Raw genomic sequence first — 17,529 nt, forward strand, 5'->3', positions numbered from 1 at the left:
TCGGGCGGCCGCCCGCGTCTGTCGTCAGGGCGCGGAGGAGGCGGAGGCCGCGTTCTCCGGCGTGCCGGCCTGTGCCGTGGAGACTGGCGGCGCGATCCGGTCGATCATGTAGGGGAAGAACGGGTTCGACGACATGCGCACCAGCGCGTCGAGGCTGACGATCAGCGCCCCGCGCTCGCCCCGCACCGCCATGGCGCCGAGCTGAAGCCCGAAATTCTCCTTCGGGTCGGGGGCCGAACCGTAGAGCGAGTCGCTCGACGGGAAGGGCAGCGCGACATGCGAGAGCGAATAGACGTCCAGCGGGTAGGAGAGGCCGAGCGGGCGCACGACCTCCTCGCTCAAGCCGGCGGCGATGCTGCGTTCCACCACCTGGTCGCTGCCGGAATCCTCGTTGGTGATGATCACGGTGCGGAAATTGCGCGGCAGCGGCGGCAACAGCCGCATCAGCGCCGAATAGGAGGTGGCGCGCAGCAGCGGGCCGAGCTTGGTGTTGCGGTTGATGTCGAACAGCACCAGCTCGCTGCCGTTGGCGGGAAGCTGGCTGTAGAAGGCGTCGATGATCGCGCGCGTCGAGACGGTGAAATCCATCACCGACTGGAAGGTGAGCGCCGGGGGCAGCTCCGCCAGCTTGCCGGCACGCGCCTGAGCCGTGATGGAAGCCTGCAAGGCCCGCGTCAGGCGATGCGACTGCACGGCGCCGTTGACCGGGAAGCTGTTGTACTTGAACGGATTGAACTCCGGCACAATGCCGAGCCACGCTGCCTTGTCGAAAGCTGGCAGCCAGGCGGGGAGCGCGGCGAGGCCGGCGAAACGCGCAAAGCGGGTGATGCCGATCATCGGCGAGATCAGCACCAGCCGGCTGGGCCGGGCGAGCTTGTCGTCGCTGAGCGCGTCGAGCGCGTATTTCAGCGCCAGCGCGCCGCCATTGGAGAAACCGACGATCTCCAGCGGCTTGCCCGGCGCCCGCGCCGCGGCCTCGCGCATCGCGAGGCGCGTCGCCGCGAGCCAGTCTTCCCATTCGACCTCGGTGAGGCCAGCGGGCACGGTGCCGTGCCCGGGCAGGCGGGGGGCCACCACCACGAAGCCGGCGGCGAGATAGCGCTGCGCGGTGTGGCGCAGGCTGTAGGGCGAGTCCGTCAACCCGTGCAGCAGCACGACCGCGCCGGCCGGCTCGCCCACGGGCACCATCTCGTAGGAGCGGTTCCAGTCGTGGGTGAGGCTCGGCGGGTAGACGATGCTGCCGGAGAAGTAGCGGTTCGAGGGGATGCGCTCATCCTCGGGCAGCTTCTGTACGACCTCGCGGGTCACGTCGCTGAAGAGCTTGTCCTCGCGGGCGAGATAGGCCGCCCAGTCCGCCTCGTCGAGCTCGGCGACGGTCATCTCCTCCGGCACGAAGGTGTGCCAGGGCTCCAGCGGCGCGCCGCTCTGGGCGAACCAGACTCGCGAGCCGAGGAAGCCGACGAACAGCACCAGCAGCAGGATGCCGACCCATTTCAGGGCTTTGCGCAGGGGCGTGAGCATGTCAGGCGACGGGCTCCTCTCGGCCGGACAGCAGGCGGGCGATCCAGCGCGTGCCCTCTCCCTCCTCGCAGAAGGTGAGGGCGGCGATTACCAGCGGCACGCCGATGAAGGCGCCCGGCAGGCCCCACATGAAGGACCAGAAGAACACCGCGAACAGCACGAGGAAGGGCGAGATGGAGAGCGCCTTGCCGGCCATGCGCGGCTCGATATAGCTGCCGGAGAAGAACTGGATGACGTTCATGGTGAGGAAGACCAGCACCGCTGTCTCCCACGATCCGAACTGCGCCAGCGCGAAGAAGGTCGGCAGCAGCGTCGCCACCAGCGGCCCGATGAAGGGGATGTAGTTCAGCGCGAAGGCGATGGCGCCGAAGGCGGGCGCGAGATCGAGCCCCAGCGCGGCGGTGACGGCCCAGACGAAGAGGCCAGTCAGCACGCTCATCGCCGTGCGCACCATCATGTAGGTGCGGAACTTCGCGGCCGTGGCCGCGCTCGCCCGCACCAGCCGGGTGCCCTTCTCCCCCGCCTCGGCGAGGAGCTTGCTGCGGATGATGTCGACCTCCAGCAGGCCGAGCATGACGAAGATCAGCGTCACCACCACGAAGCCGATCATGCCGTTCAGGCGCCCCGCGAGGCCCTGGAAGAAGCGGATCAGCCAGCTCGCGTTGAAGGTATCGGAGAGCATGCCGGCCGAATAGAGCCCCATCTCCTCCAGCCGGGCGGCGGTCTCGGTGTAGAGCGCCTGGAAGCGGCCGGCATTGGCGATAAGCCAGCGGCCCGTCTGGCTGAAGCCCCAAACGGTGACGTAGCCGAGCAGGGCGACCACGAGAATGGTGAGCAGCAGCGTGATCGCCATCGCCCCGAGGCCGGAGAGATGGTTCTGCAACCGCTTCTGAAGCGGCCAGACAAGGGCGATGATGAACAGCGCGAATGCCACCGGCGCGACGATCGGCTGCGCGAGATGGATGGCGCCGGCGCCGATGATGAACGTACTGATGCCGAGGAGAAGGTTGGTGGCGCGGGAGGTCATGGGGGCCTTTGGGTCACGCGGTCATCCTCGCCGGATAACATGGCGCAACCCAAAGGAAAATCGCTGTTTGTCCACGGTTCAAGCAAAGGGTGCCCGCATCGCGCTGGCACCCCGCCATCCTCAGAGACCGGCGCGGATCACCGCATCGGCGACCGTGATCTTTTTCGGCAGCAGGCCGAGGTCGAAGAAGGTGTCGGCGACGAGCTGCTGATCGGCGATCACTTTCTCGCTGAGCGGGGCGACGCCGAAGCTCTGCCGCGCGACCGCGACGGCGAGCACCGGAGCCGGAATGCCGGTCGAAGGCGCCAGTTCCGCCACCGCCGCGGCCGGATCCTTCTGGATCCAGTCGTCGGTCTCGCGGATGGCCTCAATGAGCTGCCCGATCACCTTGGGATTGGCATCGGCGAATTTCCGCGAGCCGAGATAGAACTGGTAGTTCGGCACGATGCCCTCGGCGGTGGTGAGGGTGCGCGCCTTGATCGCGACTTCCGCGGCCGCCTGGAACGGATCCCAGATCGCCCAGGCGTCGATGGCGCCCTTCTCGAAGGCGGCGCGGGCATCGGCCGGCGGCAGGAACTTGGTCGTGATGTCGGAATAGGCGAGGCCGTTCTGCTCCAGTGCCTTCACCAGCAGAAAATGCACGTTCGAGCCCTTGTTGAGGCCGACGATCTTGCCCTTGAGATCCTTGACCGACTGGATTGGGCTGTCCTTCGGCACGAGGATCGCCTCGCCCTTGGGCGCGGGAGGCTCGTTGGCGATGTAGGCGAGGTTGTCGCTGGCGGCCTGGGCGAAGATCGGCGGCGCTTCACCGGTCTGGCCGATGTCGATGGCACCGGCGTTCAGCGCTTCCAGCATCTGCGGGCCGGCGGCGAACTCCGCCCATTTCACCGTGACGCCGAGCGGCTCCAGCTTCTTCTCGAGGATGCCGCGCCCCTTCAGCAGCACCAGCGTGCCGTATTTCTGGAAGCCGACGCGGACCTCCGTATCGGCGGCGAAGGCGGAGTGAAGGCCGGGGGCGGCGAGCGCGGCGGCAAGGCCGGCAGTGCCGGCGAGCAGGGTACGGCGAGAAAGAGCGGTCATCTGCAGGGTGTCCTTCCGCGGGAATGAGCGGGACGGGATTAGGAACCGAAGAGCTGCTGGAGGATGCGCCCTTCGAGCCGAGCGAGTTCGGCCGAACCGCGCGGGCGCGGACGGGGCAGTTCGACATCGAGGTCAAGCGCCACGCGACCGCCGTCGATCAGCAGAACGCGGTCGGCGAGGGCGAGGGCTTCGGAGACGTCGTGGGTCACCAGAATGGCGGTGAAGCGCTGTTCCAGCCAGATGCGCTCGACGAGGCCCTGCATCTCGATACGGGTGAGGGCGTCGAGCGCGCCGAGCGGCTCATCCAGCGCCAGCAGGCGCGGGCCGGAAGCCAGCGCCCTAGCCAGAGCGACGCGCTGCTTCTGGCCGCCGGAGAGCACGGAGGGCCATTCGTCGGCGCGGTCCGCGAGGCCGACCTCGGCGAGGATGGCGCGGGCGCGTTCGTGGCGTTCCTCGCCCTTCACCGTGGCCGGGAGGCCGACCTCGACATTGGCGAGCACCCGCTCCCACGGCAGCAGGCGCGGCTCCTGGAACATGATGCGCAGAGCTTCGCCATCATGCGCGCCGTCGAACAGCAGGCGCCCGCTGCTCGGCTGATCGAGACCGGCGACGAGGCGCAGCAGTGTGCTCTTGCCGCAGCCGCTCTTGCCGACGATCGCGACGAACTGGCCGGCGGGAATGGAGAGGTCGATATTCTCCAGAACGCGCTTGGTGCCGAAATGGCGGCCGAGCCGCTCGAAACGGACGCCAAGCCCACGTGCGGCATCGACGAAGGCCGTGAAGCTGGCGGGAGAAGGGGCAGCCGTCATGTGTCCGCTCCGCCGCTTCAGCCGTGCGCGGGCGTCTGGAAGGCCGGGTGCCACTGCAGGCAGGTGCGCTCCAGCCAGCGCGTGAGCACGTCGGCGAGCTTGCCCAGCAGCGCATAGATGAGGATCGCCAGCACGACGATGTCGACCAGAAGGAACTCGCGCGCCTGCATCGCCATGTAGCCGAGGCCGGAGGAGGCGGCGATGGTCTCGGCGACGATCAGCGTCAGCCACATGATGCCGAGCGCGAAGCGCAGGCCGACGAAGATCGACGGCAGCGCGCCGGGCAGGATCACCCGGCGGAACAGCGTGAAGGGCGACATGCCGTAGACCCGCCCCATCTCGATGAGCTGGGGATCCACGGTGCGCACGCCGTGCAGCGTGTTGATGTAGATCGGGAAGAACACGCCGAGGGCGACGAGGAAGAGCTTCGCCTCCTCCTCGATCCCGAACCACAGGATGACCAGCGGAATCAGTGCCAGATGCGGCACGTTGCGGATCATCTGCAGCGTCGTGTCGGTATAACGGCGGGACAGTTCCGACAGCCCGTTGGCAATGCCGAGCGCGAGCCCGATGCCGCCGCCGACCACCAGCCCGGCGAGGGCGCGCAGCGTGCTGACGCCCATGTTGTGAGCCAGTTCGCCCGACTTCAGCGCCTGCCAGCCGGCGCGCGCCACGGCGGACGGCGCCGGCAGAACGTTCGGCGCGATATAGCCGATGCGGGAGAGATATTCCCAGGCCGCCACGAGCAGCACCGGAAGCACCCAGCCGGCAATGCGGGCCTCGACCGAGGAGAGGTCGAGGCGGCCGCGCGCATCCGCTTTCTTGCCGGAGGTGGCGACAGGCGCATCGAGCTCGGCCAGCGACATGTCAGGCGGCCTCCTCGGTGAGGCGTCGGGCTGCGCGCAGGCGGCCGTCGAGGGCATGCACCGCTTCGGCGACGAGTTGTTCGAAGCGCTGTTCCGCAGCTCCCGGCACAACCCGACCTTCGGCGAATTCGCGGTCGGTGAAGAAGATGCCGGTGCCGAGCGGCTGGGCCTGGAAGAAGGCGAAGAGCGGACGCAGCTGATGCTCGATCACCAGCGCGTGGCGGTCGCTCCCGCCGGTGGCGAGCAGGGCGACCGGCACGCCGACGAGGCTGCGATAGTCGAGAAGGTCGACGAAGTGCTTGAAGAGGCCGGAATAGGAGCCCTTGTAGACCGGCGAGCCGACCACCAGCAGATCGGCCGTCTCGACCGCCTGCAGAGCCGCTTCCTCGATCGTTCCTGCCGCCGGGCGGGCACGCAGCGCGCCGATATGTTCGAGTGCCGCGACATCGATCACCTTGCTGTCCACGCGGAATGACGCCCCTGCCGCGGAGGCGATACGGGCGACCGCGAGTTCGACCAGCGCGAGCGTACGCGAGGGCACGGACAGGCCGCCGCTCAGGCCGACGATCTTGATGTTTGCCATGGCCGCGCTCCGTTTCCGCTGCGTCCAGTCCCGATAAGTTGGTCAATCCGTGACATGACGATTGCCAAATGTCTATATAGAAAATAGATTTCTACCTATGTCCGGCGTGCGGGACTGGCGTCAAGTAGATGAAATATAAGGGCTATTCGCCGTTTTTCCGCGCTACCCGAGCCCCGCGATCCGCGCGTCGGACGTTGCTTTTCGCGGCGTCTGATGCGGCGAATTCGGTTCCTCTTGCCTGTTTCGGCGCGCCGCGAGGCCTGATCGCCGCCACCTAATCGGAAGGAAGCCTGAAATGTCGTCCCAATCCTCGATCCCGTCCACGCAGAGCGAGGGATTAAACGTCCTGTGGTTCCTGCCGACCCACGGCGACGGTCGCCATCTGGGTACCGGCGCCGGCGCCCGCGAGGTCGACATCGACTATCTGCGCCAGGTGGCGCAGGCGGCGGACCGGCTCGGCTATTACGGCGTGCTCATCCCCACTGGCAAAAGCTGCGAGGATTCCTGGCTGGTGGCCTCGGCTCTGGCGCCGGTGACGAAGCGGCTTCGCTATCTGGTGGCGGTTCGCCCCGGCCTTGCCTCGCCCACTCTTTACGCGCGCATGACGGCGACGCTCGACCGTATCTCCGACGGGCGGCTGCTGATCAACATCGTCACCGGCGGCGATCCGGTGGAGAATGCCGGCGACGGCATCTTCCTCAATCACGACGAGCGCTACGAGGTGACGGACGAGTTCCTCACCGTCTATCGGCGCCTGCTCGCCGGCGAGCATGTGAGTTATGAGGGCAAGCATATCCGGATCGAGGACGGCCATCTGCTGTTCCCACCGGCGCAGGAGAACGGACCGGCGTTGTATTTCGGCGGCTCGTCGGAAGCGGCGAACACCGTGGCGGCCGATCACGTCGACAAATACCTCACCTGGGGCGAGCCGCCGGCCGCCGTCGCGGCCAAGATCAAGCAGGTGAGGGAGCTCGCCGAGGCGCGCGGGCGCAAGGTGAGCTTCGGCATCCGCCTGCACGTCATCGCGCGCGAGACCGATGCCAAGGCCTGGGAGGCGGCGGAGGATCTCATCCGCTATCTCGACGACGACACCATCGCCGCGGCGCAGAAGGTGTTTTCGCGTCTCGATTCCGTCGGGCAGGCGCGCATGCAGGCGCTTCACGGCGGACGACGTGATAAGCTTGAAGTCAGCCCGAACCTGTGGGCCGGCGTCGGGCTGGTGCGCGGCGGTGCCGGCACGGCTCTGGTCGGCTCCGGCGAAACGGTGGCGGCGCGCATGCAGGAATATGCGGATCTTGGCGTCGACAGCTTCATCCTCTCAGGCTACCCGCATCTGGAGGAGGCCTATCGCGTGGCCGAGCTGGTGCTGCCCCGTCTCAAGCTGAAGCATGACATCGTGAAGGCCAGCTCGAAGGTGAACACCGGGCCCTTCGGCGAAACCATCGCCAACGATTACCGCCCGGTCACGCGCGCGTCCCAGTCGTGAGCACGTCCGCACATCAGGTGCCGGCGGTCGCGATTGTCGGCGGCGGCTTCTCTGGCGCCGCTGTCGCCTGGCACCTCTTCCGGCTGCGCCCGGATCTGGAGCGGGTCGTCGTGATCGAGCCGCGCGCGGAGCTGGGGCGCGGTCTGGCCTACAGCGCCGCCGATCCCAGCCATCGCATCAATGTACCGGCGGTGCGCATGACGCTGATGCCCGACCAGCCCGAGCATTTCAACGCGTGGCTGGAGGCGTCGGGCCGCCTTGATGGCGACCCGGCGGCCCGCATGCCGGACGGGCGGAATTTCCCCGCCCGCGCGGTGTTCGGCGAGTATGTCCACCGCATGCTGACCTCGCTCGGGCCGCGCCTTCATCATGTGCGCGCGGCTGCGCAGGACATCGAGCCGGTCGAGGGCGGCTATCGCATCGCCTGCTCCGACGGGAGCGAGGTGCTGGCCCGGATCGTGGTGCTGGCGGTGGCGCACGTCGCGCCGAGTCCCCCGTCACTCGTCGACCGAGCACTCGCCGGTCATCCCCGCTATGTGCGCGATCCATGGGCGACCGACCGGCTGGAGACGATCCGCCCCGAGGATCGCGTGCTGATCGTGGGTACGGGGCTGACCATGGCGGATATCGTCGCCAGCCTCGACCGTCTCGGCCACAAGGGCGAGATCGTCGCCATCTCCCGCCGGGGCCTGCGTTCGCGCGGCCATCCCGCCGAAGCGCATGAGCCTTATGGCGACTTCGCCACAGAGCCGGCGCAGACGGTGCGCGAACTGGTGCGGCGCGTGCGTGAGACGGTTCGGGCGGCCGCCCGCGAGGGCAAGAGCTGGCACTGCGTGCTCGATCAGGTACGCCTGCAGGGCAGCGCCGTCTGGCGGGCGCTGCCGCTTGCCGAGCGCGCGCGGCTGCTGCGTCATCTGCGCCCCTTCTGGGACGTGCATCGCTTCCGCATCGCGCCGCAGGTAGAGCAGGGGCTCGACCGGCGTCTGGCGGAGGGGCGGCTCTCGCTGCGTGCCGCTTCCCTGAAAACGGTGGAGCGCAAGGGCGAGACCATCGAGGTGACCCTCCGATCCCGCCGGGGCGCTCGCGTCGATACGGAGCGGTTCGATGCGGTGGTGGTGGCGACCGGCCCGGCACATGGCCGGGTCTTCGCCGAGACGCCGGTATTGGCGTCGCTGGAGGCTGCCGGTCTTGCCCGTCCCGATCCCCTGCAGCTCGGCATCGACGTGACCGGCGATGGCCACGCTGTCGGTGCCGACGGTGTCGCGCGTCCCGATCTTTTCGTCGCCGGGCCGCTGGCGCGCGGCACGGTGGGCGAGCTGATGGGGCTGCCGGACGTGACCAACTATGCCATCCGCGTGGCTGGTGGCGTGGCGGCGCAGCTCGATGCCCGGATCGCCAGGAAACCCGACCTGGTTCAGGCTTCCGGCTGAATAGAAAATAAATCTACTAGAAAAATAGATTATGATATTGACGAGGCGTCCGGCATCTGGTGTCATCCTGTCACCGAGGCCGGACGCGTCGCCCTTTCAGGGTGCCCGGTTTCGCTGAAGAGGGGCGGTTGGGCTTCACATGACTTGGAACTGTCGACGCGGCTGACGCCGCCGGATTGCCGGTACTCCCGCAGAATTCTCAGGGGCCGTGTGCAGGCGCGTGGGCGCCGCGACGGCACAATCAGGAAATTTCAGATGTTCACTCTGTCTCGCCGCGGCTTCGTCGCCGCCACGGCCGCGCTTGGCCTTCTGGCCGCGGGTTCCGGCCCTTCCTCCGCCTCGGCGGCCGAATTCACCATTGGCTACCAGACCGGCGCCGATCCGGCGAAGGTCGCGCAGGCCAGCGGCGCCTATGAGAAGGCGACCAAATCCACCATCAACTGGCGCAAGTTCGATTCCGGCGCCGACGTGATCGCCGCCATCGCCTCGGGCGACATCCAGTTCGGCTATGTCGGCTCCAGCCCGCTCGCCGCCGCCGCGAGCCGCGAACTGCCGATCGAGACCGTCTATGTCGCGGCGCTGCTCGGCGATGCCGAGGCGCTGGTCGTCCGCAACGGCGCGGGCATCGAGAAGCCGGAGGACTTCAAGGGCAAGAAGGTCGCGGTACCCTTCGTTTCCACCACGCATTATTCGCTGCTGGCGGCGCTGAAGCACTGGGGCGTCGATCCCAAGAGCGTCGAGATCCTGAACCTGCGTCCGCCGGAGATCGCCGCCGCCTTCACGCGCGGCGACATCGACGCTGCCTATGTGTGGGATCCCGCGCTCGGCAAGATCAAGGAGAATGGCAAGGTCTTCGCGTCGTCGGCTGACGTCGCCAAGTGGGGCGCGCCCACCTTCGACGCCTGGATCGTGCGCACGGACTTCGCAAAGAAGAATCCGGAGGCGGTAGCCGAGTTCGTGAAGGTGACGGCGGACTCCTATGCCGATTACGCCAAGAGCGGCGCCTCATGGACGCCGACCTCGCCAGAGGTCGTCGCCATCGCCAAGCTCTCGGGTGCCAAGCCCGAGGAAGTTCCGGATCTGCTGAAGGGCAACAAATATCCTCTGCTGAACGAGCAGCTGTCCGAAGGGCTGCTGGGCGGCGGCACGGTCGAGGCGCTGGTCGCCACCGCGAAGTTCCTGAAGGAGCAGGGCCGAATCGAGGCCGTGCTGAAGGACTACAGTCCCTATGTCAGCCGTGTGCCGGCCGAGCAGGCCGCCAAGCTGAACTGAGTTCCCGAGCGCTGCGGCTGGGTGAGAGCCCGCGGTGTACCTTGGCCCGGCACTCCTTCGTCGTCACCAAAGCGACCGAATGGATGCCGGGCCATTTTCTTCTCAGTCCGGGAGCAAGAACCATGGCGCTGACGATCTTCGAGCTGGGCGTGCGTTTCCCCGCGCCGGACGGTAGCGAGACCGCCGTCCTCCACGACATCAACCTGACGATCGAGCCGGGCGAACTGGTCGTGCTGCTGGGCGCCTCGGGATGCGGCAAGTCCACGCTGCTGAACGCCATCGCCGGCTTCAACCAGCCGAGTACCGGTGAAATCTGGGTGGATCGGCGCCGGGTCGAGGGACCGGGCATCGACCGGGGCGTGGTGCTGCAGACGGACGCGCTCTACCCCTGGCTCAATGCCCGCGAGAATGTGGGCTTCGGCCTGCGCCTGCGCGGCGTGTCCAAGGCCGAGCGAGAGGCGCGCGCCGATGAGGCGCTGGCTCTCGTCGGCCTCGAGGGCAAGGGCGATCATGCCGTCTGGCAGCTTTCCGGAGGCATGCGCCAGCGTGTGAGCCTCGCCCGGGCGCTGGTCGCCGACCCGGAAATCCTGCTGATGGACGAGCCGCTCGGCGCTCTCGATGCGCTGACCCGCGAGAATATGCAGGACCTCGTGCTCGATGTCTGGCAGCGCACCGGCAAGACCATCGTCTTCGTCACGCACGGCCTCGACGAGGCGCTCTATCTCGGCAGCCGCGTGGTGGTGATCGCCGGGCGGCCCGGCCGCATCGCGCTCGATGAGCGCTCCGATCTGGGACGCCGTGCCCTCGCCGAGGGAGCGAGCGGGCGCATCAAGTCCACCCCCGAATTCGCCGCCGCCCGCGAGCGGCTGCGGGGCGTGATCTTTGCGGGAGCCGAGCAATGAGCCATTCCACTCCCATCGCGGTACCGGATATCGCCCTGCCGCTCGTCGTCCCGTCCGAAGGCATCCCGCGCGGTGCCGAGGTCGACGCCGGCACCTCCGGCTCGGGCGGACGCGCCTTCGCTGTGCCGGCGCGCCTCTGGATCTCGGCTGCGACCATTGCCGGTCTCGTCGCGTTGTGGTGGGTGGCGAGCGCCTCCGGCGCGGTGCCTGCTCTCTTTCTCCCATCGCCGCAGAGCGTGCTGACGCGGCTGTGGAGCATCGCGACGGAAGGCTTCGTCGACGCGACGCTGGCGCAGCACCTGCTCGCCAGCCTGTTCAGGGTCTTCGCCGCCCTGGCGGCTGCGCTGATCATCGGCGTGCCGGTCGGGCTGGCCATCGGCCTTTCCACCGTCGGACGCGGCGTCCTCGATCCGATCATCGAGTTCCTGCGGCCGATCCCGCCGCTCGCCTACCTGCCGCTCGTCATCATCTGGGCTGGCATCGGGGAGACGGCGAAGGTGCTGGTGATCGGCCTCGCCATGCTGCCGCCCATCGTCATCGCCACGGCAGCTGGCGCGCGTGGTGTCGAACGCAACCGCGTCAACGTCGCCCGCGCGCTTGGGGCGACACGTGCGCAAGTGTTGCGCTTCGTGGTGCTACCCTCGGCGCTGCCGTCGATCCTCACCGGTACGCGCATCGCACTCGGCGCCGGCTGGTCGACGCTGGTCGCGGCGGAACTGGTGGCGGCGACGCGCGGCGTCGGTTTCATGATCCAGTCCGCCGCCAATTTCCTCGCCACGGACGTGGTAGTGGCCGGCATTCTTGTGATCGCGGCGGTGGCGTTCGTTCTGGAGCTCGGCGTCAGGCTGCTGGAGAAGGCGCTGGTCGGCTGGTCGCTGCATAGCTGAGGGCGCTCTCCACGTTTCACACTGCCGCAACGGCAGTTTCGGCGCGCTGCGAGACATATGCGCAACACCTTGTCGCTGTTTGGCCCGCGCGGGATGGAGAGTATCCCGCGCGGGTTTAAACTGCGTGAGACGATGGTCTATCTTGCCCCGATCGGCAGGGGCGGCGATTGCAGCTTCCCACACCGCAACGACAAAAGTCGACCAGAACGAGGGGGGATGCGATGGGAGGGCTGCTGGCCTTCAGCCGCGTCATCGACGGACTGAACGAGAGGTTCGGCCGCATCGCGGATTATTGCGTGCTGTTCGCCTGCCTCATCAGTGCCGGCAATGCCACCGTCCGCTATCTGCTCAGCTACAGCACCAACGGCCTGCTGGAGATCCAGTGGTACCTGTTCGGCGCCGTGGTGCTGCTCGGCGCCCCCTATACGCTCCAGCGCAACGAGCATGTGCGCGTCGACCTTCTCTACATGGCGCTCTCGCCGCGCGGGCGGCTCTGGGTCGACACGATCGGCTTCGTGGTGGTCCTCATCCCGGCCGGTATCTACCTGACCTGGCTGAGCTTCCCCTTCTTCTGGCAGTCCTTCGTCTCCGACGAGATGTCGCAGAACGCGGGCGGCCTGATCCTGTGGCCGGCCAAGCTGCTGCTGCCGCTCGGCTTCGCCCTTCTCACCATCCAGGGCATTTCGGAGCTCATCAAGCGCGTCGCCGCGCTCGCCGGTGCGATCGAGATCGAGACCGATTACGAGAAGCCGCTCCAGTAGCGTCCAGCCGCCAGAGTCTTCAGACCCGAGCCCCGAACTCCCCGAGCCGCGAGCCCTTCATGTTCTCCTATGGCGTGATGCCCCCGCTGATGTTCGCCGGCATGATCTGCTTCATGATCATCGGCTTCCCGGTCGCCTTCTCGCTGATCGCGGTGGGTCTGTTCTTCGGCTCGCTCGGCATATTGACCGAGCACTTTCACCCCAGCTTCCTGCAGGCGCTGCCCCTGCGCTTCTATGGCATCATCTCCAACGACCTGCTCCTCGCCATCCCCTTCTTCACCTTCATGGGCGCGATCCTCGAGCGCTGCGGGCTTGCCGAGGACCTGCTGGAGGGAACCGGCAAGCTCTTCGGCCGGGTGCCGGGCGGCCTTGCCTATGCGGTGATCGTGGTGGGCGCCATTCTCGGCGCCATCACCGGTACGGTCGCGGCCTCGGTCATTGCCATGGGCGTGATCTCGCTGCCGGTGATGATGCGCTACGGTTACGACCAGAAGCTGGCCACGGGCGTCATCGCCGCCTCGGGCACCATCACCCAGCTTATCCCGCCGTCGCTGGTGCTGATCGTGCTCGCCGAGCAGCTCGGCAAGCCGGTGGGCGACATGTATCTCGGCGCCATCGGCCCGTCGCTGCTGCAGGTGCTGATCTTCCTCGCCTATGTCTTCGTGCTCTCGCTGATCAAGCCGAACCACATGCCGCCTTTGCCGCCGGAAGCGATCGGGGAGGGCGGCTGGCCGCTGATCAAGCAGGTGCTGTGGGGCATGATCCCTTCCATCGTGCTGATCATGCTGGTGCTCGGCACGCTCGCCATGGGCCTTGCCACGCCGACGGAAGCCGGCGCGATGGGCGCCGTGGGCGCCATCGTGCTGGCGGCCATGCACCGTCGTCTCACCTGGGACCTCGTCCGTCAGGCCATGGCCTCGACCATGCGGCTGACCGCCATGGTGGTGTTCATCCTCATCGGCGCCACCGTGTTCAGCCTGGTCTTCCAGGGCATGGACGGCGCGCTGTGGATCGAGCACATGCTCGCGCAACTGCCCGGCGGCCGGATCGGATTCCTGATCTTCGTCAACATCTTCGTCTTCTTCATCGCCTTCTTCCTCGATTTCTTCGAGATCGCGTTCATCATCGTGCCGCTGCTCGTGCCGGTGGCGGTGAAGCTCGACATCAACCTCATCTGGTTCGGTGTGCTGCTCTGCGTGAACATGCAGACCGCCTTCATGCACCCGCCCTTCGGCTTTGCGCTGTTCTACCTGCGCGGCATCGCGCCGAAGTCGATCCGCACCTCGCAGATCTACTGGGGCGCGATCCCGTGGCTGCTGATGCAGCTCATTCTCGTGGTGGTCGTGATCATGTGGCCGGAAGCGGTGACCTACTGGATCAGTGCCGGCCCGACGGTCGATCCGGCGACCATCGAGCTCAACATTCCCCAGATGGAGCCGCCGACGCTCGACATGGGGCCACCCCAGTTCTGAGGACGGCTTTGGCCGCGTCGTTCCGCCGGTGCGCCGAGCACTGCTATCCGGTGCGGAAGCGTGATCGCGACCGCCAGGACCAGCCGGCTCGCGACGTTTTGATGATATCGATCATTTTTGTCGGGGCCAGCGTCGGCGCTGGCTCGCGGGCCATAATGGGTCTTCGGGTGGGTGCCTGTTATCGATTTCATCCGGCCTGTGTCTTCCGGCCAATAGGGCTGAGCGGCTTTCTGGGGCATAAGGCCAGCCCGCCTCACTTCCTGCCTTCTTCCAATGCATGGACATCGCATGAGCACGCCCGCGCCCGCGCCGGAGAATCCCCATCCCGGCATGGGATTTCGTGAATTCGTGCTGTTCATCGCCGGTCTGATGGCGACCAACGCCATCGCCATCGATTCCATGCTGCCGGCACTGCCCGAGATCGGTCATTCGCTGGCGATCGACACGGCCAATCACACCCAGCTCATCGTCACCGCCTATCTGCTTGGCTTTGGCTCCGCACAGCTCATCTACGGCACGCTGGCGGATCGTTTCGGGCGCCGCGCCGTCCTGCTGTTCGGCCTCGCTCTCTACACGTTGGCCTCGGTGGGGGCGATCTTTGCCGGTACGCTGGAGGTGATGCTGGCGGCGCGCGTGCTGCAGGGCGTCGGCTCGGCGTCTACGCGCATCCTCGCCATCACCATCGTGCGCGACTGCTATTCCGGCTCGCACATGGCACGAGTGATGTCGCTCGCTTTCCTCGTCTTCCTGTCGGTGCCGATCCTCGCCCCCTCCATCGGGCAGGCCATCATGCTGGTGGCGCCGTGGCGGGCGATCTTCCTCATGCTCTGCCTGCTCGGCGCCGTGCTGTTCTTCTGGACGCTGACGCGTCTGCCCGAGACGCTTCACCCGGAGGATCGTTCGCCGATCTCCCTCGCCGGCGTCTCCCACGCTTTCGGGCTGATCGTCCGCAGCCGCGTGACGGTGGGCTACATGCTGGCCATGACCATGGTGATGGGCGGACTGTTCGGCTTCATCAACTCGGCCCAGCAGGTGTTCGCCGACGCCTTCGACGCGGCCGAGCTGTTCACGCTGATCTTCGCGCTTATCGCCGTGTTCATGGCGGCCTCGTCGCTGGTCAATGCCCGCATCGTCGAGAAGCTCGGCATGCGGCGCGTCTCGCATGCGGCGCTCGCCGGCTACTTTCTGGTCACGGTGGTGCATGCCGCCGTGGTGCTGGCGGGCGTGGAGACCATCTGGACCTTCTCGGTGCTGCAGGGGGCGATGATGTTTTTCTTCGGCCTCATGGTGTCGAACTTCAACTCCATGGCGATGGAGCCGGTCGGGCATGTGGCGGGCACCGCATCCTCGGCGCTCGGCTTCGTCAGCACGGTGGGAGGCGCCCTGTTCGGCTTCGCGATCGGCCAGCGTTTCGACGGCACCACGCTGCCGCTCACCATGGGCTTCGTGGTGCTGGCCTGCGGGGCGCTGTTCTTCGTGCTGGTGGCCGAGCGCGGCCGGCTATTCCGCACGGACATGCGTGTTTCCGATACGGCGAACTGATCGCGGATCGTTGCGAGCCGACGGCCTCGCTCAGGTGCCAGCCGGGGGGGGCGCCTTGGCGTCTGCCGCCTTCGAGGCGCTCTCGCGGCGTGGGGCCAGCCGGCGTGCGGTTGGAGACTGGGCGAACTCGACGATCAGAGCGCCGAGTTCGGGCTCGTCCACCAGCAGCGCGGCATCCTCGGCATTGATCCACATCTGCGCCCGTTCGTGGCGTTCGGGCCAGTCGGAGAGCTGGCGACGGACGGCCAGTGGATAGACCGAGACCTTGACCAGTGCGAAATGCGTTTCCAGCCGCTTCCAGTAGCGGTACTGGCCGATGCGCTTGCGACCGATATCGCCGATCACGCCGGCCTCCTGCCGCGCCTCGATCTGCGCCGACTTCCAGTCCTTGCGGTTCTTCATCGGCCAGCCCTTGGGAATCACGACGCGGTGGGTCTCACGCGAAGTCATCACCAGGATATCGACCCCGCCGTCTTCCGTGATCCGAAAGGGAAGGGCCGCAACCTGCTCCAGGGGGCGTCCGTCAGCCAGATGCCGCTTCTTCTGTTTATCTTTGGCCATGGCTGCTAATGTAGTCTGCCTCGCGCAAATAGCGATGGATTTCGCCGTTCTTCCCTGCCGATCACCCTAGTCATGACGACGGAACTTATCCTGCTCGCCTGGACGCTGGTTCTTGCCTTGGTGCAGGTATTGTTGCCAGCGTTTTTCCGCAACCGTGAGACGGGCATTGCGTATAATGCAGGCCCGCGCGACGAGGCGGGTCCTCCCGTCGGCGTGGTCACCGGGCGGCTGCGGCGAGCGCAGGCGAATCTGTTCGAAACGCTGCCGGTCTTCGCCGCCGGCGTGCTCATCGCACATCTGGCGGACCGGGAAGGCACGCTGACGCTCTTGGGGGCCGGGCTCTATCTCGGCGCCCGGCTCGTCTACGTCCCGCTCTATGCCTTCGGGGTGCCCTATCTGCGCTCCCTGGCGTGGCTGGTCTCGCTCGGCGGCGTGGTGATGATCCTGTTCTCCGTACTCAGTCCGGCCTGATCCCGGGAGGCCCTGCCATGTCCGTCGATTTCGCCTCCTTCGACTTCCTCGTCGTGCCCGGCCGCGAGAACGCGCCGGCGGAACATTGGCAGTCGCACTGGCTCGGCGCCTTTCCGAATTCCACCCGGCTGATTCAGGAGAACTGGAGCCAGCCGGAAGTCGCGGCATGGACCGGGCGGCTCGATCGCGCGGTCGAGGCCGCTCCGCGCCGCGTGGTGCTCATCGCCCATTCGGTGGGTGTGGCGACGGTGGTGCGCTGGACGGCGGCACGGCCGGAGCTGGCGAAGACCAAGGTCGCGGGAGCCTTCCTCGCGGCGCCGACCAATGTCGACGATCCCGATCCATCCTTCGACGTGGTGCGCAATTTCGGGCCGATGCCGCTCGCCCACCTGCCTTATCCCGCACTGGTGGTCGCCTCGCGCGACGATCCGCGCGTGCGCCCGGCGCAGGCGCGGACCTTCGCCGAAGCGTGGGGCGCGGATTTCGCCGATGTCGGCGAGTTCGGCCATATCGGCAGCGCCGCGCGGCTCGGCATCTGGCCGACGGGACTGCTGCTGCTCGGCGGGCTGCTGGGGCGGATCTAGGCGGTTCGCGGCACGGTGGCCGCGACGGCTAGTGCTGGGCGAGGATCTGCGCGAGCGCCTGGGCCACCTGCCTGGTCACGCGGCGACGGTAGCGCCGGTGAACGAGCTGGCCGTTGTGATAGACGTCCTGCTCGACATAGAGATCGGTACCGTCCCAATGGAGGATGTTGTCGGACTCGGTGGTCTCGATCACGCCAATCTCCGGGATCAGGGTCCCTTCCGGCGCCGGGATGCTCATGTGTTTCCTCCTGCGACAGCGTGGAGCGCTTCGGCCC

18 protein-coding genes are annotated in these 17,529 nt (G+C 67.2%); 10 read left to right on the forward strand and 8 right to left on the reverse strand.

Annotated features, from left to right (window positions below):
- Positions 1-24: 24 nt before the first annotated feature.
- From FO470_RS06325 to FO470_RS06350, 6 genes are all read right to left on the reverse strand, one after another.
- Complete coding sequence (locus FO470_RS06325) at positions 25-1,521, reverse strand: alpha/beta hydrolase (protein ID WP_144342118.1); 1,497 nt, start codon at positions 1,519-1,521, stop codon at positions 25-27.
- A gap of 1 nt (position 1,522) precedes the next feature.
- Complete coding sequence (locus tag FO470_RS06330) at positions 1,523-2,548, reverse strand: AI-2E family transporter (RefSeq protein WP_144342119.1); 1,026 nt, start codon at positions 2,546-2,548, stop codon at positions 1,523-1,525.
- Between the two features lie 120 nt (positions 2,549-2,668).
- Complete coding sequence (locus tag FO470_RS06335) at positions 2,669-3,628, reverse strand: sulfonate ABC transporter substrate-binding protein (RefSeq protein WP_144342120.1); 960 nt, start codon at positions 3,626-3,628, stop codon at positions 2,669-2,671.
- 38 nt (positions 3,629-3,666) lie between these two features.
- On the reverse strand, positions 3,667-4,437 hold the full coding sequence (locus FO470_RS06340; protein ID WP_144342121.1) for an ATP-binding cassette domain-containing protein: 771 nt from the start codon (positions 4,435-4,437) through the stop codon (positions 3,667-3,669).
- 17 nt (positions 4,438-4,454) lie between these two features.
- Entirely contained in the window at positions 4,455-5,303 is an 849-nt protein-coding gene (locus FO470_RS06345) for an ABC transporter permease subunit (protein WP_144342122.1), read from the reverse strand.
- Position 5,304: 1 nt separating this feature from the next.
- Positions 5,305-5,886, reverse strand: a complete 582-nt coding sequence (locus FO470_RS06350) for an NAD(P)H-dependent oxidoreductase (protein WP_144342123.1) — start codon at positions 5,884-5,886, stop codon at positions 5,305-5,307.
- 295 nt (positions 5,887-6,181) lie between these two features.
- Here FO470_RS06350 and ssuD point away from each other — a divergent pair, with 295 nt between their 5' ends.
- The 8 genes from ssuD to FO470_RS06390 all read left to right on the forward strand — a co-directional run bounded on the left by ssuD (position 6,182) and on the right by FO470_RS06390 (position 15,638).
- Positions 6,182-7,372: an FMNH2-dependent alkanesulfonate monooxygenase gene (gene ssuD / locus FO470_RS06355; RefSeq protein WP_144342124.1), complete on the forward strand. Its 1,191-nt coding sequence runs from the start codon at positions 6,182-6,184 to the stop codon at positions 7,370-7,372.
- Complete coding sequence (locus FO470_RS06360; RefSeq protein ID WP_144342125.1) at positions 7,369-8,802, forward strand: FAD/NAD(P)-binding protein; 1,434 nt, start codon at positions 7,369-7,371, stop codon at positions 8,800-8,802. The genes ssuD and FO470_RS06360 overlap by 4 nt, the downstream gene beginning before the upstream one ends.
- A gap of 255 nt (positions 8,803-9,057) precedes the next feature.
- Positions 9,058-10,074, forward strand: a complete 1,017-nt coding sequence (gene tauA, locus FO470_RS06365) for a taurine ABC transporter substrate-binding protein (RefSeq protein WP_144342126.1) — start codon at positions 9,058-9,060, stop codon at positions 10,072-10,074.
- Positions 10,075-10,196: 122 nt separating this feature from the next.
- A complete protein-coding gene (locus FO470_RS06370; RefSeq protein ID WP_144342127.1) occupies positions 10,197-10,976 on the forward strand; it encodes a taurine ABC transporter ATP-binding protein in 780 nt (259 codons plus the stop codon).
- Complete coding sequence (locus tag FO470_RS06375) at positions 10,973-11,863, forward strand: ABC transporter permease subunit (RefSeq protein WP_144342128.1); 891 nt, start codon at positions 10,973-10,975, stop codon at positions 11,861-11,863. The genes FO470_RS06370 and FO470_RS06375 overlap by 4 nt, the downstream gene beginning before the upstream one ends.
- Positions 11,864-12,084: 221 nt before the next feature.
- Positions 12,085-12,624 (forward strand): TRAP transporter small permease subunit, encoded by a 540-nt coding sequence (locus tag FO470_RS06380; RefSeq protein WP_144342129.1) that lies wholly within the window; start codon positions 12,085-12,087, stop codon positions 12,622-12,624.
- 59 nt (positions 12,625-12,683) lie between these two features.
- Positions 12,684-14,096 carry a TRAP transporter large permease gene (locus FO470_RS06385; RefSeq protein ID WP_144342130.1) on the forward strand — a complete coding sequence of 471 codons (1,413 nt, stop codon included), beginning with the start codon at positions 12,684-12,686 and terminating at the stop codon, positions 14,094-14,096.
- A gap of 288 nt (positions 14,097-14,384) precedes the next feature.
- Complete coding sequence (locus tag FO470_RS06390) at positions 14,385-15,638, forward strand: multidrug effflux MFS transporter (RefSeq protein WP_246659500.1); 1,254 nt, start codon at positions 14,385-14,387, stop codon at positions 15,636-15,638.
- A 30-nt stretch (positions 15,639-15,668) separates the two neighbouring features.
- Here FO470_RS06390 and FO470_RS06395 read toward each other — a convergent pair whose 3' ends face one another.
- Positions 15,669-16,088, reverse strand: a complete 420-nt coding sequence (locus tag FO470_RS06395; RefSeq protein ID WP_246659542.1) for an NUDIX hydrolase — start codon at positions 16,086-16,088, stop codon at positions 15,669-15,671.
- A gap of 183 nt (positions 16,089-16,271) precedes the next feature.
- Here FO470_RS06395 and FO470_RS06400 point away from each other — a divergent pair, with 183 nt between their 5' ends.
- Together FO470_RS06400 and FO470_RS06405 are read left to right on the forward strand one after the other, a co-directional pair.
- Positions 16,272-16,670, forward strand: a complete 399-nt coding sequence (locus FO470_RS06400) for an MAPEG family protein (protein ID WP_144342131.1) — start codon at positions 16,272-16,274, stop codon at positions 16,668-16,670.
- Positions 16,671-16,687: 17 nt separating this feature from the next.
- Positions 16,688-17,254: an RBBP9/YdeN family alpha/beta hydrolase gene (locus FO470_RS06405; RefSeq protein ID WP_144342132.1), complete on the forward strand. Its 567-nt coding sequence runs from the start codon at positions 16,688-16,690 to the stop codon at positions 17,252-17,254.
- Positions 17,255-17,282: 28 nt separating this feature from the next.
- Here the strand turns inward: FO470_RS06405 and FO470_RS06410 are convergent, their stop codons facing one another.
- Positions 17,283-17,492, reverse strand: a complete 210-nt coding sequence (locus tag FO470_RS06410; RefSeq protein WP_144342133.1) for a hypothetical protein — start codon at positions 17,490-17,492, stop codon at positions 17,283-17,285.
- Between the last annotated feature and the right edge of the window lie 37 nt (positions 17,493-17,529).

Origin of the sequence: Ancylobacter moscoviensis, assembly GCF_007559435.1 — a bacterium.
In the GTDB taxonomy this organism is placed as follows: Bacteria; Pseudomonadota; Alphaproteobacteria; order Rhizobiales; family Xanthobacteraceae; genus Ancylobacter; species Ancylobacter moscoviensis.

Excerpts from the sequence above, each read along its gene's own strand:
- FO470_RS06340 (WP_144342121.1), bottom strand. The coding sequence starts at position 4,437 with ATGACGGCTGCCCCTTCTCCCGCCAGCTTCACGGCCTTCGTCGATGCC.
- FO470_RS06380 (WP_144342129.1), top strand. The coding sequence starts at position 12,085 with ATGGGAGGGCTGCTGGCCTTCAGCCGCGTCATCGACGGACTGAACGAG.
- FO470_RS06330 (WP_144342119.1), bottom strand. The coding sequence starts at position 2,548 with ATGACCTCCCGCGCCACCAACCTTCTCCTCGGCATCAGTACGTTCATC.
- FO470_RS06350 (WP_144342123.1), bottom strand. The coding sequence starts at position 5,886 with ATGGCAAACATCAAGATCGTCGGCCTGAGCGGCGGCCTGTCCGTGCCC.
- FO470_RS06400 (WP_144342131.1), top strand. The coding sequence starts at position 16,272 with ATGACGACGGAACTTATCCTGCTCGCCTGGACGCTGGTTCTTGCCTTG.
- tauA (WP_144342126.1), top strand. The coding sequence starts at position 9,058 with ATGTTCACTCTGTCTCGCCGCGGCTTCGTCGCCGCCACGGCCGCGCTT.
- FO470_RS06370 (WP_144342127.1), top strand. The coding sequence starts at position 10,197 with ATGGCGCTGACGATCTTCGAGCTGGGCGTGCGTTTCCCCGCGCCGGAC.
- FO470_RS06410 (WP_144342133.1), bottom strand. The coding sequence starts at position 17,492 with ATGAGCATCCCGGCGCCGGAAGGGACCCTGATCCCGGAGATTGGCGTG.
- FO470_RS06335 (WP_144342120.1), bottom strand. The coding sequence starts at position 3,628 with ATGACCGCTCTTTCTCGCCGTACCCTGCTCGCCGGCACTGCCGGCCTT.
- FO470_RS06390 (WP_246659500.1), top strand. The coding sequence starts at position 14,385 with ATGAGCACGCCCGCGCCCGCGCCGGAGAATCCCCATCCCGGCATGGGA.
- ssuD (WP_144342124.1), top strand. The coding sequence starts at position 6,182 with ATGTCGTCCCAATCCTCGATCCCGTCCACGCAGAGCGAGGGATTAAAC.
- FO470_RS06375 (WP_144342128.1), top strand. The coding sequence starts at position 10,973 with ATGAGCCATTCCACTCCCATCGCGGTACCGGATATCGCCCTGCCGCTC.
- FO470_RS06385 (WP_144342130.1), top strand. The coding sequence starts at position 12,684 with ATGTTCTCCTATGGCGTGATGCCCCCGCTGATGTTCGCCGGCATGATC.
- FO470_RS06345 (WP_144342122.1), bottom strand. The coding sequence starts at position 5,303 with ATGTCGCTGGCCGAGCTCGATGCGCCTGTCGCCACCTCCGGCAAGAAA.
- FO470_RS06395 (WP_246659542.1), bottom strand. The coding sequence starts at position 16,088 with ATGACTTCGCGTGAGACCCACCGCGTCGTGATTCCCAAGGGCTGGCCG.
- FO470_RS06405 (WP_144342132.1), top strand. The coding sequence starts at position 16,688 with ATGTCCGTCGATTTCGCCTCCTTCGACTTCCTCGTCGTGCCCGGCCGC.
- FO470_RS06325 (WP_144342118.1), bottom strand. The coding sequence starts at position 1,521 with ATGCTCACGCCCCTGCGCAAAGCCCTGAAATGGGTCGGCATCCTGCTG.